The sequence below is a fragment of the Sulfurospirillum diekertiae genome (genome assembly GCF_002162315.1).
In the GTDB taxonomy this organism is placed as follows: Bacteria; Campylobacterota; Campylobacteria; order Campylobacterales; family Sulfurospirillaceae; genus Sulfurospirillum.
On record NZ_CP021416.1, the window covers coordinates 2,578,335 to 2,593,168 of the forward strand.

20 protein-coding genes are annotated in these 14,834 nt (G+C 39.3%); 16 read left to right on the forward strand and 4 right to left on the reverse strand.

Translation table 11 applies throughout. From position 1 onward, the window contains the following. Window positions 1–46: 46 nt before the first annotated feature. On the reverse strand, window positions 47–565 hold the full coding sequence (locus tag Sdiek1_RS13200) for a hypothetical protein (protein ID WP_087439525.1): 519 nt from the start codon (window positions 563–565) through the stop codon (window positions 47–49). A 177-nt stretch (window positions 566–742) separates the two neighbouring features. Between Sdiek1_RS13200 and Sdiek1_RS13205 the strand changes: the two genes are divergently transcribed. From Sdiek1_RS13205 to Sdiek1_RS13225, 5 genes are all read left to right on the forward strand, one after another. Further along, window positions 743–1,198 carry a MarR family winged helix-turn-helix transcriptional regulator gene (locus tag Sdiek1_RS13205; protein WP_087439526.1) on the forward strand — a complete coding sequence of 152 codons (456 nt, stop codon included), beginning with the start codon at window positions 743–745 and terminating at the stop codon, window positions 1,196–1,198. Between the two features lie 61 nt (window positions 1,199–1,259). After that, on the forward strand, window positions 1,260–1,826 hold the full coding sequence (locus Sdiek1_RS13210) for a YceI family protein (RefSeq protein WP_087439527.1): 567 nt from the start codon (window positions 1,260–1,262) through the stop codon (window positions 1,824–1,826). Between the two features lie 25 nt (window positions 1,827–1,851). After that, window positions 1,852–2,559 carry a pirin family protein gene (locus tag Sdiek1_RS13215; RefSeq protein WP_087439528.1) on the forward strand — a complete coding sequence of 236 codons (708 nt, stop codon included), beginning with the start codon at window positions 1,852–1,854 and terminating at the stop codon, window positions 2,557–2,559. A gap of 18 nt (window positions 2,560–2,577) precedes the next feature. After that, window positions 2,578–2,790, forward strand: a complete 213-nt coding sequence (locus tag Sdiek1_RS13220) for a CDGSH iron-sulfur domain-containing protein (RefSeq protein WP_202819565.1) — start codon at window positions 2,578–2,580, stop codon at window positions 2,788–2,790. 113 nt (window positions 2,791–2,903) lie between these two features. Next, on the forward strand, window positions 2,904–3,818 hold the full coding sequence (locus Sdiek1_RS13225; RefSeq protein WP_087439530.1) for a DUF234 domain-containing protein: 915 nt from the start codon (window positions 2,904–2,906) through the stop codon (window positions 3,816–3,818). Window positions 3,819–4,006: 188 nt separating this feature from the next. Here Sdiek1_RS13225 and Sdiek1_RS15035 read toward each other — a convergent pair whose 3' ends face one another. Beyond that, on the reverse strand, window positions 4,007–4,981 hold the full coding sequence (locus tag Sdiek1_RS15035) for an HD domain-containing protein (protein WP_202819566.1): 975 nt from the start codon (window positions 4,979–4,981) through the stop codon (window positions 4,007–4,009). 28 nt (window positions 4,982–5,009) lie between these two features. Further along, on the reverse strand, window positions 5,010–5,216 hold the full coding sequence (locus Sdiek1_RS13235; RefSeq protein ID WP_087439531.1) for a hypothetical protein: 207 nt from the start codon (window positions 5,214–5,216) through the stop codon (window positions 5,010–5,012). 94 nt (window positions 5,217–5,310) lie between these two features. Here Sdiek1_RS13235 and Sdiek1_RS13240 point away from each other — a divergent pair, with 94 nt between their 5' ends. From Sdiek1_RS13240 to Sdiek1_RS13265, 6 genes are all read left to right on the forward strand, one after another. Continuing rightward, entirely contained in the window at window positions 5,311–6,030 is a 720-nt protein-coding gene (locus Sdiek1_RS13240; RefSeq protein ID WP_087439532.1) for a thioredoxin domain-containing protein, read from the forward strand. A gap of 58 nt (window positions 6,031–6,088) precedes the next feature. Then, window positions 6,089–7,228 (forward strand): PAS domain-containing protein, encoded by a 1,140-nt coding sequence (locus Sdiek1_RS13245; RefSeq protein ID WP_087439533.1) that lies wholly within the window; start codon window positions 6,089–6,091, stop codon window positions 7,226–7,228. 107 nt (window positions 7,229–7,335) lie between these two features. After that, window positions 7,336–8,016, forward strand: a complete 681-nt coding sequence (locus Sdiek1_RS13250) for a response regulator transcription factor (protein ID WP_087439534.1) — start codon at window positions 7,336–7,338, stop codon at window positions 8,014–8,016. A gap of 117 nt (window positions 8,017–8,133) precedes the next feature. Next, complete coding sequence (locus Sdiek1_RS13255; RefSeq protein WP_192866750.1) at window positions 8,134–9,243, forward strand: ArsS family sensor histidine kinase; 1,110 nt, start codon at window positions 8,134–8,136, stop codon at window positions 9,241–9,243. A gap of 21 nt (window positions 9,244–9,264) precedes the next feature. Beyond that, a complete protein-coding gene (locus Sdiek1_RS13260; protein WP_087439535.1) occupies window positions 9,265–9,873 on the forward strand; it encodes a DJ-1/PfpI family protein in 609 nt (202 codons plus the stop codon). Between the two features lie 139 nt (window positions 9,874–10,012). Beyond that, complete coding sequence (locus Sdiek1_RS13265) at window positions 10,013–10,489, forward strand: hypothetical protein (protein ID WP_087439536.1); 477 nt, start codon at window positions 10,013–10,015, stop codon at window positions 10,487–10,489. A 57-nt stretch (window positions 10,490–10,546) separates the two neighbouring features. On the opposite strand, the gene Sdiek1_RS13270 is transcribed toward Sdiek1_RS13265, so the two are convergent. Beyond that, window positions 10,547–11,617 carry a class I SAM-dependent methyltransferase gene (locus Sdiek1_RS13270; protein ID WP_087439537.1) on the reverse strand — a complete coding sequence of 357 codons (1,071 nt, stop codon included), beginning with the start codon at window positions 11,615–11,617 and terminating at the stop codon, window positions 10,547–10,549. Between the two features lie 123 nt (window positions 11,618–11,740). Between Sdiek1_RS13270 and Sdiek1_RS13275 the strand changes: the two genes are divergently transcribed. Genes Sdiek1_RS13275 through Sdiek1_RS13295 form a run of 5 tightly spaced genes read left to right on the forward strand, consistent with a single transcriptional unit; the run spans window position 11,741 to window position 14,831 of the window. Further along, entirely contained in the window at window positions 11,741–12,055 is a 315-nt protein-coding gene (locus Sdiek1_RS13275; RefSeq protein ID WP_087439538.1) for an ApeI family dehydratase, read from the forward strand. Then, window positions 12,042–12,749: a glycosyltransferase family 2 protein gene (locus Sdiek1_RS13280; RefSeq protein ID WP_087439539.1), complete on the forward strand. Its 708-nt coding sequence runs from the start codon at window positions 12,042–12,044 to the stop codon at window positions 12,747–12,749. The genes Sdiek1_RS13275 and Sdiek1_RS13280 overlap by 14 nt, the downstream gene beginning before the upstream one ends. After that, the gene (locus tag Sdiek1_RS13285; protein WP_087439914.1) at window positions 12,746–13,612 is read left to right on the forward strand and encodes a lysophospholipid acyltransferase family protein; all 867 of its coding nucleotides are present in this window, start codon (window positions 12,746–12,748) and stop codon (window positions 13,610–13,612) included. Before Sdiek1_RS13280 ends, Sdiek1_RS13285 begins: the two co-directional genes overlap by 4 nt. Further along, a complete protein-coding gene (locus Sdiek1_RS13290; protein WP_087439540.1) occupies window positions 13,609–14,298 on the forward strand; it encodes an SDR family oxidoreductase in 690 nt (229 codons plus the stop codon). The genes Sdiek1_RS13285 and Sdiek1_RS13290 overlap by 4 nt, the downstream gene beginning before the upstream one ends. Next, complete coding sequence (locus tag Sdiek1_RS13295; RefSeq protein WP_087439541.1) at window positions 14,298–14,831, forward strand: hypothetical protein; 534 nt, start codon at window positions 14,298–14,300, stop codon at window positions 14,829–14,831. The genes Sdiek1_RS13290 and Sdiek1_RS13295 overlap by 1 nt, the downstream gene beginning before the upstream one ends. Window positions 14,832–14,834: the final 3 nt, after the last annotated feature.

Genomic DNA, 14,834 nt, shown 5'->3' on the forward strand with positions numbered 1-14,834 from the left:
CCTCGCAATACTATTGAGAAGCTTTACATGTAAAGCTTCTTTTGTTTTATTTTTCTCCTGCTTTAATACATTTTTCGCACTTTTCTCTCTCCCACTTATGTTTCATCCCTTTAATGTAGACAATTAAGATAAAAAAGAGTGCCGAAGTGACGCCTAACACGAGTAAAAGCAGTGTTTCAGAAGGGTCTGTCTCTAGTAAGATGAGCTTTCGTACCAACACGACAAACGAAATTTCAAGAAAGGTCACGGCATAGTCAAAGCCATCTTGGATAAAGAGCGTTTTGACAATCGCCAAAACAATCAAGATAAACAAGCCATCGGTCAAAATGATCTTAATTGAGCTAAAATCAAGCGCACCTTGTGAGATGGTAAAGGAAATCATCTTATAGCCAAGGCTGATAAGACACTGCCCCAAATAGACAATCATCATAATAATAAAGACATAACGCGCAATATTAAGAACATTGAGCAGTAATTTTTCTACTTTACCCTCTAAAAATTCATTGAATGCGAACACTTTACTTGAGATATTTTCATTGCATTTTTCGTTATTTTTTTCTTCCATACTTTCTCCTAATGCCTTTTACTTTGTAAAATGCGGCGAAATTATATAACAATTCCTGCAAATTCAGTTCTTATTTCAGATCAAAATGACATTTTTGTTCTTTTTGAAGAAAAAATTCATTTTACTCTTGACATTATTACTAATTAGTAATATAATTTCGGCAAAGGAAGGAAAAAGATGAAACTGAGATCAAATGTGAAAAGCTATGGTGAACGCACCGATAGAAGTATGCAAACATGGATTCAAATCCTCCGTGCATTTCAGAAAATCCGTGCCAAAGAGTTGAAGTATATCAACGCATCAGGTCTTAGCATGAATCAATTTGAAGTCTTAGAAGTCCTTTACCATCGTGGCGATTTGAACATAGGTGCAATCACAAAATTGATTGAAAGCACCCCTGGCAATGTCACTGTGGTGGTGAAAAATCTCATACGAGATGGCCTTATTAACACACTGCCTTCACCTGAAGATAGCCGTGTACGCATTGTCAGCATTACGGAAAAAGGAAAAGAACTCATCGGAGGAATGTTTCCCCAGCATGCAAGCAACCTGCAAAGCTATTTTGACGTGTTGAGCGATGAAGAGTTGATCGCATTGTACGATCTGTTACGTAAATTGCAAAAAGCGCAATAGGCTTCGTGTAAGCTCGCATTTTTTTGCTCATATATTACTAATTAGTAAAAAAGGAACTATTATGAAAATTAAAACATTACTCGCATCTTCTTTGTTGGCAGGAACTGCCCTATTTGCCGGAAACTATAACGTTGATCCTATGCATTCTAGTGCAGATTTTAGTGTTAAACACGCCATGATTTCAACCGTAAAAGGAAATTTTTCAACATTCAACGGAAGTTTTGTATACGATGAAGCAACCAAAACGCTTAAATCTTTAAACGGAACGATTCAAGCTGCCACCATCGATACAGGTATTAAAGACAGAGATGAGCACTTACGCTCAGCGGATCTTTTTGATGTTGCAAAGTATCCAACCATTACCTTTGTCCTTGATGAAGTGAAAGGCGATAAAGCGTATGGAAAATTGACAATGAAAGGTGTGACAAAACCTGTTGTGTTAGCTTTTGAAAACGGCGGTGCTGCAACGGATTTATACGGTAACAAACGTGTAGGACTGGGTCTTAGCGGTAAAATCAATCGTTCAGACTTTGGTATCTCATGGAACAAAGCGCTTGAGACTGGCGGCGTGATCGTGGGTGAAGAGGTTAAAATCGACGTAGCCCTAGAGGGAATTTTGCAAAAATAATGTTTTACATGTAAAGGAGAAAACAATGGCATTTTCAATTCATAAAGCAAACCAAAGAGGTGTTGCGGAACATGGTTGGCTTCACAGCCATTTTAGCTTCTCCTTTGCGGAATATTACAACAAAGAACGTATGGGCTTTGGCGCACTTCGCGTCATTAACGATGATATTATCGAAAAAGGCGAAGGCTTTGGGATGCACCAGCATCGTGATATGGAGATTATCTCTATCGTGACCCAGGGAGTTTTGATTCACAAAGACTCTTTTGGCAATCATGGTGAAGTTCATGCGGGTGAAATTCAGTATATGAGCGCAGGCGAAGGGGTGTACCACTCCGAATTTGCCTCAAAAGATGAAACGACAGCTCTGTTCCAAATTTGGATACACCCGAATCAAAAAGGCGGGAAACCCCTTTACAACCAACGTGATTTTAGAGATGTCACCAAAAATAATCAATGGGTTACGCTGGTTTCTCCTGATGGAAGAGAGAACTCCATTGCGATCAAACAAGAGGCGTTTATCGTCACCACTGAGTTAGAGGAAGGTAAAACAATTTCCTTAGCATCTTCTACTCCAAATCGTGGTAAACTCGTATTCGTTGTCGAAGGAAGCATTGAAATCGATGGTGTTGTACTTGAAAAAAGAGATGAAGTACAAATTACCGAAAGTAAAGCTTATGAGATAAAAGCGTTGAAACCCGCTTGGGTTTTAGTCTTTGATGTGCCAATGCACTAAATGATTGAAGGAAGAAAAATGTCACCTGTTAAAATGTCACTAGAAGCCAATAAAGAGTACCACTTCTGCACCTGTGGTAAAAGTGCTACGACTGTTTTATGCGATGGTAGCCATAAAGGCTCAGGTTTTACACCTAAAGCATTCACGGTCACCGAGGCAAAAGAGTATTATCTTTGCGCCTGTAAAAAAAGTGCTAATGCACCATTTTGTGACGGAAGCCACGCTAAATAACCAAACGCTCTTGAGTGTCGCAAAGATATCTTTGCGGCGCTCCTTTTTCTGCTCCTTTGAAAATCCCTTTATTCGTGTATAATTGCTAAAAAACAATACAAAGGTCTCTTTTCATGCCAAAACATCCAACTCTTTTACACCAATTTCGCTCTTTTTGTCTCCAAAATCATGTCGATGATATGGAAAAAGCCATTGAGTATTTTTCTGTATTTGGAGGAACAAGCTGGAAAGTGGACATGCACAAGCCTCTTTTAGAGCTTATTGAGACTAAGATTTTCAAAAATTATCCTTATATTCATAGCGACATTGCCAAAATAACCTTCAGCAACAAACTCAGCCATACACTTTTAAGCGCTATGGCAACGGGCGATCGTCGAGTGCATTCAACCTTTAAGCGAGCCCACATTAGCCGAGAAGAAGGTGAATCAGCGCTTGATACACTTTTGGACAGCGCACTGATTCGTTTCGAGTATTCGCTGGAACGTCCTGTCAATGCCGATGATGATAACTCCGATAAACTAAGTTTTATGACCCCTTTTATGCGCTTTTGGTTTGCCTTTGTCTCCCCGTTTTATAAGACGATCAAAGAGGGCGATTACAGTGAAGTTGAAAAATCATTTGCCTCTCGCGAACAAGAATTTTATGAACTCATCTTTAAAAAACTCTCATTTGAGCTTTTGCGTAAAATAATGATCGAAGATCCTATCGTAGAGGTGGGAAGTTATTGGGATAAAAACGCTGAAATTGATATTCTGGCTAAAACACAATCAGGAAAACTCATCGCAGGAAGTACCAAATACAAAAATACTAAAGTGAAAAAAACCGAACTTACCAAACTTAAAGAGCAATGTGCCAAAGCAGATTTTGAGCCTGATCTGTTTGTGATTCTCTCCAAAAGTGGGTTTACTTCTGAACTCAAAGCACTGAAAGGTGATGACCTTAAACTCTTTACGATCAAAAGCATGAAAGCCTTAGTGGAAGATGTGAGCGAAAAAGAGTTAATTCCATGTGAGGGGAAAAAATATTAACACGCATAAAAAAGGGGTTTTACTCCCTTTTTTATACGATTGCCCTTGGTAAATTATCGCGCTAGAACAACACAGGTTGCGACAAAGGCGACGACCTCAGGGGTGTATTTGATGTAATTTATCCATACACGCATGACCCATCCTTTTGTTGTGATATTGACAACCTAAGCATACTTCGTTCCAAAGCGTTACATGTAACGCTCATACGCTTCAATTTTTTCATGCAGTTTGAGGGCTAAATAGTGATGGGCATAGCCAAGTTCACTCAAAATCATCTTTGCCTCTTCAAGATACTTTCGTTTTTTCGCTTCATCCCAGTGTTTGGGAGGTACACCCAAATTGGTAATACGATCGGCAAGTTTGACCAGTGCTACGCAGTTTTGACGTTTTTTAAGCCGCTCAAGACTGTCTTGCATCTGCACCTCTTTAGAAGGGAGCGTTTTATCTTTGGTAAGCGCTTGTACCCCTTTAGCGATCACTTCACTATTCCCTGCTAAAGAGCTCTCTTTGGTGATTTGGGTGGTTGTATCTTCATTAACATCATGCAAAAGTGCACAAGCAATGGCAACATTGTTTTCATCGAAACTCAGTGGCTCCATGTAAAGAGCGTTAATGACTTCACTGGCAACACTTAAAAGATGCATTGAGTAAGGCAAGCCGTGTGGCGTCTTTTGCTCACCATGTGCAAGAAGGGCAAAAGCAAGATTTTCCTTGAAAAATTCCACACTAAAAAGCTCTTTCGGTAAAGTCTCATTCATGCGTTTGACCTGAGGTAAAGAGGGCTTTTTGCCTTTTTCGATTTTGGCATAGTGCGCCTCTTCTTCATCCTCGCTGTAGAAAAACAGATAACTGCCCTCCTCGCAGACAAACTCCAACTCCTCAAAACGCTCATGCTCGCCAACAGTGGCATAAAGGTTTACATGTAAAATCTTTGTGAACATTTCACTAGGAGAATAAGGCGTTTTTGCAGGCGGAAGAGGAATGGTATCGAACTTGAAAAACTCAAAATAACCCAAAGAACCACCTGCAACATGAAAATTAATGGTGAGACTTTTAGGTTTCCCCTCTTTGAGATAAACAATTTCAATGAGCGCATGCATTGTATAAAGACCTATGACTTCACACCCTTCAATGTCGTTTAAATAAGCCCATTTTTTATCCATAAGTGACCTTTACATGTAAAGAGTGTAACTACTTTTTACAGAGTTCATCAAACCATACGTCATTTTCAGAAGAACGGTTCATTTTGGAGCGTAAAAGCGTTTCGCGTACCGAGACTAAATCCTCTAATTCTAAGAACTCTAACATTGAAAATGAAGAAATTGGAGCGTTTGGATCAGATTCTATCAATTTTTCGATTTCTTCTATAAGTGCCATTTTATCGGCATTCTCTGGCATTCGTTGACCTTTCATTAACAAACTATGATTGGTTTTATTGTATAATACCTAACATTTCATGCAGATTAGTTTCTGTAACTTATAAGGAAAATGAATGAAAAAACACATTTTATGGTTAGTTGCGCTTCTTTCTAGCACACTTTTTGCCGCAACAGACGCACAGATTGTTGAACACTTTAAATCAACGATTCAAGTACCCAATATTACCATTGAAGTTGTCTCACGCAAAAGCGTTGATGGCATTGATGGCATGGATTTCGTGACTCTAAATCTTACCGATGGAACACGTTCACAAAAACTCAGCATCTTTACCAAAGATGATTTGATTTTCCCTGATGTTATCAGCATCAAACAAGGTGGAAGCATCAAAGAGATGATGGAGATGGCAGAGCTTCAGAAAAAGCTTTCAGCAATCTACAAAAAAGAGGAAAAGAAAAATGTCATCTCTTTAGGCAATGACCCTAAAAAAGATACATTGGTAGTTTTTACCGATCCTGAATGCCCTTACTGCAGACAAGAACTTGCTCAAATCGAACAAAGACTTACAACCAATAACCTTAAGTTGATTTTTACACCGGTTCATGAGCGAAGCTCTCTTGAAAAAGCAGCCGTTATCTACACTGAAACCGCTAAAGCTAAAACCGATGCTGAAAAAATTAAAATCTTGAAAAAATACTACGATGAAAACGTCAAATTTGATCAAAAAGTTAGCGATGCTGAAGTCGCTCACATTGATGAACTTAAAAACAAATACTTTGGTGCTGGCATCAAAGGCGTCCCATTTATCGTTAAAGAGAAAGAGCTTTTAAAATAGTCTTCGCCTTTCTATCCCGCTCGTAAGGGCGGGATAACTTTATGTTAAAGAGGTTCGTATGACAGAGATCGTCCTTTTTGCGTGCATTGGTGTGTTACTGGCTTCTACCATAACTCTGTTTATACTTCTTCAAAACCAAAAAAAACAAACAACCCCTCAAAATATTACTTCTTTCGATGATATTTTTCAATCGATTCCTATACCCTTTCTTTACAAAAAAGAGAATAGACTTTATTACAATAAAGCGTTTGAAAAAGCGTTTGGAACTTTTTTTAAAGCAACCATAGATCATATTAGTACGCTTCCAAAAAAAGGTGAGCACCCTCTTTTACTCACGTTTGACAACAATATACCGAAGCAAACAACCGTTCATATGACAACCCTCTTTGATGAACAAAATAATATTATAGGCTTTACAGCGCTGATAGTTGACATATCAGCGCTTCATAAAAGCAAAGAGCTCCTCTTAACGCAAAAAGAAAGATTAGAACTTGCCCTTGAAGGAAGTGATGAAGCTTTTTGGGATTGGGATATGAAAAGCGATGATGTCTTTTACTCTCAAAAGTGGAAACAGCTCATGGGGTATAATGAGACTGAAACCCCTTCAACACTCTCCTCATGGCTTAATTTAGTCCATTCTAAAGATATGGCTCTGGTCAATGAACGCCTTAAAGCACATCTTGATGGTCATAGCGAATATTTCATGGTTGATCATCGCATTCGTCAAAGTGAGCCTCTTCGTTGGGTGAAGGTTCGAGGTCGCGTCATTCGTGGCAAAAATGATCGCAATATCCGTATGGTTGGGATTATTCGTGATATAAGCCAACAAAAAGCCAGTGCCGCTCAAGAAGCTATAGAACACGAACGATTTATCGCTTTTGTAGAACATATTCCCGCTCCAGCCTTTATAAAAAATTCGCAAGGGAAGTATCTTTATATGAACCAAGCGTATCAAAAATTTATCGGCTTTAAAACATGGAAAAATAGAAATGCCGCCGATATTTTTGACTCTCATACTGCCGAAGAAATTGCCGAAACGGATCGCCTTTCTCTTTATGAAGGGATTGTGACACACGATATTAGCTTACCAACTGCAGAGGGAACCAAAAGTTATTTTCATCTTTATAAATTTGGTATTGAAAGCGAAAATGAAAAATTACTCTGTGGCTTTGGTATTAACAAACCGTTCAAAGAGTAAGTGTATTATTTGACAAGATTTTGGGCAGAGGTCGTCTCCAGCCAACTGTTTTGGCATTGCAAAGACTTTTGATACATGCCCCTATAAAATCACGATAGGACAAAACCATGCAACCCAACCTTTTGATGATTGAAGATGATGTCGAACTCGCAGAAATTTTATGCAATTTTTTAAAACGCTACAACATCATCGTGACCAACTATGAAGACCCGTATCTAGGCATTAGCGCCTTAAGCCTCACCAAATATGACCTGCTGATTTTAGACCTTTCCCTGCCAGGTATGGATGGATTAGAAATTTGCAAAGAAGTCCGTTCTAAAAGTGATATTCCTATTATCATCTCCTCTGCTAGAAGCGATTTGGAAGATAAAATCGTAGGTCTAGAGCTCGGAGCGGATGATTATTTACCCAAACCTTATGAGCCTAAAGAGCTTTATGCACGCATTATGAGTGTACTGAGACGCTACAAAAAAAGTCACTCCACAGCAGAAGAAGTCTCAACATCCGCTCTTATCCTTAAAGAAGAGAGTCATACTATTTTATTTAACAACGCCCCTCTTACACTAACCCCTGCTGAATATGATGTATTAGGACACCTCATCAAAAAAAATAACTGCGTTGTTTCTCGAACGGAACTGTTAAATAGCACACTTAGTCTGAATGAAGATAACGAAAGCAGAAGTCTTGATGTCCTTATTAGTCGCATTAGAACCAAACTAGGAGAAAGCTCTAAAGAACCTCATTTCATTCACTCCGTACGGGGCATCGGCTATAGGCTTCAAGCATGAGATGGTATCATTCAATTATTACACGTATTACACTTATCTTTGCACTCGCGCTTATCGGGATTGGTGCTATCTTTTTTTTCACTCACCATGCATGAGCGAGAGACCAACCTAAGGCGTATGCACGATTATTCGCATCTTGCTGTGCGTTCATCTGTTGACCCTTTCACCAAACAACTTGATTTTAGTAAGCTTGATGAAATGGGTTTTATTCTTGTTGAAGATAAAAAACTTCGAGAGAAGCTTCTCTCCTTGCCTAAACCACCTCGTCCTTTTCCGATAAGACAGATGGAAGAGAAGATGCGATTTGCATTGGATGTCATTCCCTATGGCATTCATATCTATGCTATTTTACAAAAAAGGAACGATGAGCCTGTGATCTTAGAAGTGCCTTTTGAAAAAGAGGTGTTTCCTCAAATTCTTTTTCCGTTTTTAACCTTTGCCTTTGTGATTTTCCTTTACATTGGCATTATTCGAAGTATTCTTCCCCTTAAAACACTCAGAGAGAAGATCAAATACTTTGCCAATGGTGATTATGACATTACATGTAAAAGTACGAAAAAAGATGAAATCGCTGCTCTTGCCAATGAATTTGACAGCGCTGTCATCAAAATCAAAGCATTACGCGATTCAAGGCAACTCTTTTTGCGCAATATTATGCACGAACTGAAAACACCGATTACGAAGGGGAAACTTGCCGCTGAAATGATCGAAGATGCCACCTATACCAAGATATTGCAAAACGTTTTCAAGCGCCAAGAAGCGCTCTTAGAAGAGTTCTCGCGCATTGAAAAATTGAGTGCCGATGAACTTAAGCTGGAAATCAAGCACTATCACATTGAAGATGTAGTAGACTTTGCCCTTGATATTTTAGATGATAAACAAGAGAGTATTACCTGTAAGCTCACTCCTGCTGAGCTCCATGTCGATTTTGAGCTTTTTGGTGTGGCACTCAAAAACCTTTTAGACAACGGCGTTAATTACTCTACCGATCATCATGTATTCTTGTGTAATGATGCTAAAAGTATCACCATTTCCAACAAAGGGCCTGCTCTAGAGTTCTCATTAGAGCGTTATGCAGAGCCTTATTTTTTAGAAGGTAAAAAACAAAAAAGCTCCCGTGGTCTTGGGTTTGGTCTGTTTATCACCTGGCACGTCATTCGGTTACATGGCATGAAACTTGCCTATAAACATGAAGGCGATACCAACTATTTTTATATTTACATGTAATGGTAAGAAGGAGAGAAATTTATGGCATATTCAGTGGGTATTTTTATCTTTGACAATGTTGAAGTCCTTGATTTTGCGGGTCCTTATGAAGTCTTCACAACTGCATCACGTGTCTTTAACAAAACGGCTTCTTCTCCAGAAAACCTTGCTTTTGAAGTCTTTACGGTTGGTAAAACTAAACAATCTATTTACGCAAGAGCTGGGCTGAAACTGCACCCTGATTATTCCATTACTTCACATCCAACACCCGATCTTTTACTCATTCCTGGTGGCGTGGTGACCAAAGAACTCGAAGACAACGATATTATTTCTTGGATCAAAAGCACCTCATCTCACACTACCATCACCGCTTCTATCTGCACAGGTGCTTTTTTGTTAGCAAAAGCAGGACTACTTGAAGGCAAATCCTCAACAACCCATTGGGAAGACATTGATGATCTTCGTACCCTATTTCCAACGTTACATGTAGAAGAAAACAGGCGGTGGGTCGATGAAGGCTCGATCGTCACCTCCGCAGGCATTTCGGCTGGCATCGACATGAGTTTGCACCTTGTAGAGCGCCTGATGGGGCAAGAATTAGCCATTAATACCGCCAAACAGATGGAGTTTGATTGGACGCAAAACAGCTAAACTCTCTGATCTTCAAAAAGGCTACTTTATATAACTTTTTATTTTTGTTGTCTAAAATTCTTTACATGTAAAGATAAACGATGAAATGAGAATAAATAAAAAAACCAGTTCCCCATTTTTATGTCATAAGTAGGCTAATATGGATCAAGCAATAATGGTAAGAGAAAAATCTGTTTACATATTCATGTATGATGATGGCAAACGTGTTCTTAGCGCACTCGCATTTCTAACAATGATCATATTAGGGTTAGGATTTATGTGTTTAAATCAATGGGTTACTTTAATCTTTGGTGGATTAGTCGTTGTTGTAGGAATATGTAAATTTGTAGATGCTTGCTTTTTCAAACGTATAATAATAAATAAAACTCATATTACAAAAGAGTGGTTGTACTTTGGAAAACGAAGTATCAAGCTTTCCAATCTGCAAGTTGGCGTTGTAAAAGGATTGTGGAGTGGCACAATTTTTTTTCATCAAAAAGACAGCATTGGGTTAAATCGAATTCCTATCCAACTTGAAGTACTTCCAATTGGAAACACAGGGTTTAATCTAATTAGAAAGATACTCATTCAAAAAGGAATAATTACCGGTGATGAGCGCTCATGGAACAATTCATAGAAAATAAAGCGGACAAGCTACTTTTATCGCTATTTTTGCTCCATATTTTGTTCTTTATCAACCTCTCTTAATCTTCAAAATACTCTGACAAACTCCTAAATGATCGATAATTTCATCGACTTTTAATCCCGCCATTTCGATTAGCTTGATAAAGTCTTTTGAGTGGTACATCTTACTGCATCCATTTGCCATGGCGGTGAAATAAGGCGAGGTGTTGATGATGCAAAATGCCGATGTTTCAAAGCGTTGCCTGTCCCAAAATGGCTCCATGATGCAAAGCAAGGTCTGCTCATTCATCGCCTCTTTGGCTTTGCTTAAAATGTTGACAATCTCCTCTTCGCTAAAGCAGTCTAAAAACTGGCTCATCCAGATGATGTCAAACCCTTTGGGAAAGCTGTGCTTTGGGGCTAAAACATTGGCAGGCAAAAGGTCAATCTGCTCACGTAAGCCCGCTTTTTCGATGTTTTCACGCGCTAATGCGAGCTGTTCTGGCAGATCCATAATGGTTACATGTAAAGCCTTATCGCTCTTTGCGATCAGCATCGAAAACTTCCCTGTATTGCCGCCCACATCTAAAATTTTGCTCGGTTTGAGACTCAAAAGCTTTTTCACCGCTTCAGGAAACGCGCTGTCGGAGTAAAAATGATCGAAGGTAAACCAACTCTGTTTCGCGTTTTCAGGCAAGATGGAAAGTGCGGGGTAGATGGTTTCCCATTCGCCAAAGACTTTGAGTCCTGTCGGTTTGCCACTTTTGATCGCCTCATCCAGAGAAAAAAGCCCTTGGTAATTCACATGGTGGTTGTAGTTCATATTGGCAATGGTCATCGGATCGTTCAGTAAAAAACAACCCGTTTTGGTGATGAAATAAAGCTCGCCTTTTTGCTTGACGATGTCCGCGCTCAGACTGGTTTCGATCAGTGTTGTGATGCCGTATGTGCTTAGATTGGTCTCTTTTGCCAGCGCTTCGATGCTCAGACCCTCTTTGTGCTCATAGAGTGCTTTTAAAACGCCTAGATCGCGCATAGAGCGTGCCACTTGAAATACAATCGGTGCAAATGCGATGCGTTGAGCGTTGTACTGTGCTTCTAGGGCAGAGACACTGTCGTTATCGTTAAAAAATGGATTCATTCAAATGTTCCTTATTTTCTAAAAAAGTAAATGAAACCTTAACAGAAAACTCTCTTTTAAGCTCTTATTTTAACTAGATTTATATAATACGCTTGTTTGTTTTAGAATCGCTGCAAGGAGTGTATGATACTCAACCATTTGTATACGCTTACATGTAAAGAAGGGGCACGCTTTTGTGTGAGACTTAGCGACGCGTCACATCCCGTTTTTCAAGCGCATTTTCCTACAAATCCTATTCTTCCTGGGTTTATTTTGCTTGATTTAAGTGCAGAAATTTTAGGAATTGAAATTGTCAAAATTCAAAAAGCAAAATTTTTAAAAAATATTACGCCTCTTAGTGTGCTTTGGTTCGACACGCAAACGCACGAAAAAACACTCAAAATTCGTGTCACACAAAATGAACAAAAAGTAGCAGAACTCACTTATGAAAAAAGATGATATCGTTGTTGTGATTCCTACGTACAATAATCCTCTTACCATTGAGAAAGTGGCACAAGAGGTTTTAACACAAGGGTACGCTTTGATTGTTGTGGATGACGGCTCTAAGATCAACGTAGCTGACATCATTTTAAAACCGCATGAAAAACTCACGATTATCAGGCACCTAACCAACCAAGGTAAAGGCGCTGCCATCATGACTGGCGCTCACGAAGCTCAAAAACGTGGGTTTGACTACTTTATCAGCCTAGATGGCGATGGACAGCATTTAGCTTCTCAAATTGAAAAGATATGCAACGCCTGCGATGGTAAAGATCAGATCATCATTGGAGCACGTAATTTTGAGATCAATCATGTTCCCAATGGTTCTAAATTTGGCAGATGGTTTAGTAATTTTTGGGCATGTTGGGACACCGAACAGAGTATTACCGACTCGCTTTCGGGTTTTAGACTTTACCCGACTTCCATACTCGACCTCATCATCAAAACCAAACGGTTTGACTGGGAGATGGAAGTGCTTGTCAAACACGCATGGAAAGGTCGCATCATCAAAGAAGTGAGCATTGAATGTTACTATCCCACACCCGAAGAGCGGGTGAGTCACTTTAAAAAGTTTTGGGATACCGCGGCGATTGTCATGGTGCATGTCAAACTTTTACCGTGGAAATTTTTTCTCAAGAAAAAGTACCAATGAGTACAAAACAGCGAGGAAGCGGATGGAGTATCAAACTCGTTTTTACCTTTTATAGGCTCTTTGGCTACACTTTTATTTATTACCTGATGTATCCTGTAACCTTTTTTTTATTTTTAGTCGCGGGCAATGTCAAAGAGGCGCTCAAAGACTACTACGCGCATATCAACCGACCGTTTAACAACAGAGTCTATTTTGAACACTTACGCCATTTTGCAATCACCATGTGTGACCGTTTTGTCTCCAAAGTGAGCCCCCAAGATTATACGTTTGAAATAGCCAACAAAGAAGCCTTGATGAACCATCTTCATCAAGGTGGTATTTTGCTTTTATCGCATTTTGGCGGTTGGGCAAGTGCTGGTAACTGTTTTTCAGATCTTAAAATTAACATTGTCATGCAAGAATCACTCATCGCACCCATCAAGTGTATTGAAGACAATCTTGAAACCAAAAATCCACATCTCAACATCATCGATCTCTCCAAAGGCGGAGTGTATGTCACCATGAAAATTGCTTCAGCACTTCTCAATAACGAAATTGTAGCAATGATGGCTGATCGTGCAACGGAAGCCAAAAACAGAGAGTTTGTCACTTTCTTTGGCGAAAAAGCAGCATTCAATAAAAACCCTTTTAGCATTGCGTACAAAACCGAAAAGCCGCTCATGGGCATCGCCTTTAGCTATCAAAAGCCCCAACATTACCGTATCGAATTTATTGAAATAGTCATGAATAAAAACAACCATGCAGAAGTAGAGATACACAAAGCCATGCAAATTTATGCCGATTTCTTTGCATCGCATGTTCGTGCGTACCCTCATCAATGGTTCAATCTATACCCTTTTTGGAAAGAGGAAGTATCTTTATGAAAAAAGTTTTAGTCACAGGAGCAACAGGTAGCCTTGGCGAAGCTATCGTGCGTTATTTTGCCAAAGAGGGGTACTTTGTGTACATCCACTACCATCGTCACAAAGAGAAAGCCTTAGCACTTCTTGAAGAGATCAAAAACGGTGAAATTATCCCGTTTGACATCACGCAAAAAGAGGAAGTGAAAAAGGCGTTAGAATCTTTACATGTAAACGTCTTGGTAAACAATGCAGGCATCACCAAAGATAAACTTTTTTTCTTTATGGAAGATGAGGCGTGGAGTGATGTTATGGATGTTAACCTTAACAGCCTTTTTTATGTCACCAAGCAAATTCTACCGAATATGATCAAAGAAAAAGCAGGCTCTATCGTCAATGTCTCCTCCATTTCTGGTCTCGTAGGAAATGCTGGACAAGTGAACTATTCAGCTGCAAAAGGTGGCATTATCGCTTTTACCAAAGCGCTTTGTGCAGAAGTTGCACGTTATAATATCAGAGTCAATGCCGTAGCGCCAGGTGTGATTGAGTCTGAGATGGTTCATGCTGTGGATAAGAACATCACCGATCTGATTCCCTGTAAACGGCTCGGTCGTCCTGAAGAGGTAGCAGAAGTCGTCTTCTTTTTAGGCGATAAAGCAACGTATGTGAATGGTGAAGTGATCAATATTAGTGGGGGAATGGTACGGTAATGCATATACTTTTTTCGTTTTTATACGCACCCATCGTTGTGGTGCTTCTTGGTTATTTTGATATTAAAACAGTCTCTATAGGACTTTTTAGCTTTGGTGTACTTTGGCTTTTGAGTCAAAAAAAACGAGAGGTCAAAACCACAATTTTTCCTCTTTTTTACATGGCGGTAGCGCTAGGCGCCTATTTTTTAGATGACTTTTTAGTGCTCAAATTTCTACCCCTTTTGATTTCTTTGGCATTTATCTTTTTCTTGATTGCAAGTTATTTTGATAACGATTCTATCATTTTGCACTTCGCACGCAAAATCCATAAACGAACTCTTAGCGCTGCAGAAGAAGCTTACGTCAACTGTTCAACGATTTTTTGGATAGTCCTTGCAAGTGTTAATATCCTTTTACACGTCAGCATATTACTGCTGAAAAATGACCACTACTGGATTATCTACTCTTCTTTTGGCTGGTATTTTGTTTTTATTCTAGGTGGCATTGTGCAGTTCTTGCACCGTCATTTTATCTTCCTAAAACGGATGTGATAC

Bases quoted from the DNA above. Each gene is read 5' to 3' on its own strand.
- Sdiek1_RS13200 (WP_087439525.1), bottom strand. From the start codon at position 565: ATGGAAGAAAAAAATAACGAAAAATGCAATGAAAATATCTCAAGTAAA.
- Sdiek1_RS13205 (WP_087439526.1), top strand. From the start codon at position 743: ATGAAACTGAGATCAAATGTGAAAAGCTATGGTGAACGCACCGATAGA.
- Sdiek1_RS13210 (WP_087439527.1), top strand. From the start codon at position 1,260: ATGAAAATTAAAACATTACTCGCATCTTCTTTGTTGGCAGGAACTGCC.
- Sdiek1_RS13215 (WP_087439528.1), top strand. From the start codon at position 1,852: ATGGCATTTTCAATTCATAAAGCAAACCAAAGAGGTGTTGCGGAACAT.
- Sdiek1_RS13220 (WP_202819565.1), top strand. From the start codon at position 2,578: ATGTCACCTGTTAAAATGTCACTAGAAGCCAATAAAGAGTACCACTTC.
- Sdiek1_RS13225 (WP_087439530.1), top strand. From the start codon at position 2,904: ATGCCAAAACATCCAACTCTTTTACACCAATTTCGCTCTTTTTGTCTC.
- Sdiek1_RS15035 (WP_202819566.1), bottom strand. From the start codon at position 4,981: ATGGATAAAAAATGGGCTTATTTAAACGACATTGAAGGGTGTGAAGTC.
- Sdiek1_RS13235 (WP_087439531.1), bottom strand. From the start codon at position 5,216: ATGCCAGAGAATGCCGATAAAATGGCACTTATAGAAGAAATCGAAAAA.
- Sdiek1_RS13240 (WP_087439532.1), top strand. From the start codon at position 5,311: ATGAAAAAACACATTTTATGGTTAGTTGCGCTTCTTTCTAGCACACTT.
- Sdiek1_RS13245 (WP_087439533.1), top strand. From the start codon at position 6,089: ATGACAGAGATCGTCCTTTTTGCGTGCATTGGTGTGTTACTGGCTTCT.
- Sdiek1_RS13250 (WP_087439534.1), top strand. From the start codon at position 7,336: ATGCAACCCAACCTTTTGATGATTGAAGATGATGTCGAACTCGCAGAA.
- Sdiek1_RS13255 (WP_192866750.1), top strand. From the start codon at position 8,134: ATGCACGATTATTCGCATCTTGCTGTGCGTTCATCTGTTGACCCTTTC.
- Sdiek1_RS13260 (WP_087439535.1), top strand. From the start codon at position 9,265: ATGGCATATTCAGTGGGTATTTTTATCTTTGACAATGTTGAAGTCCTT.
- Sdiek1_RS13265 (WP_087439536.1), top strand. From the start codon at position 10,013: ATGGATCAAGCAATAATGGTAAGAGAAAAATCTGTTTACATATTCATG.
- Sdiek1_RS13270 (WP_087439537.1), bottom strand. From the start codon at position 11,617: ATGAATCCATTTTTTAACGATAACGACAGTGTCTCTGCCCTAGAAGCA.
- Sdiek1_RS13275 (WP_087439538.1), top strand. From the start codon at position 11,741: ATGATACTCAACCATTTGTATACGCTTACATGTAAAGAAGGGGCACGC.
- Sdiek1_RS13280 (WP_087439539.1), top strand. From the start codon at position 12,042: ATGAAAAAAGATGATATCGTTGTTGTGATTCCTACGTACAATAATCCT.
- Sdiek1_RS13285 (WP_087439914.1), top strand. From the start codon at position 12,746: ATGAGTACAAAACAGCGAGGAAGCGGATGGAGTATCAAACTCGTTTTT.
- Sdiek1_RS13290 (WP_087439540.1), top strand. From the start codon at position 13,609: ATGAAAAAAGTTTTAGTCACAGGAGCAACAGGTAGCCTTGGCGAAGCT.
- Sdiek1_RS13295 (WP_087439541.1), top strand. From the start codon at position 14,298: ATGCATATACTTTTTTCGTTTTTATACGCACCCATCGTTGTGGTGCTT.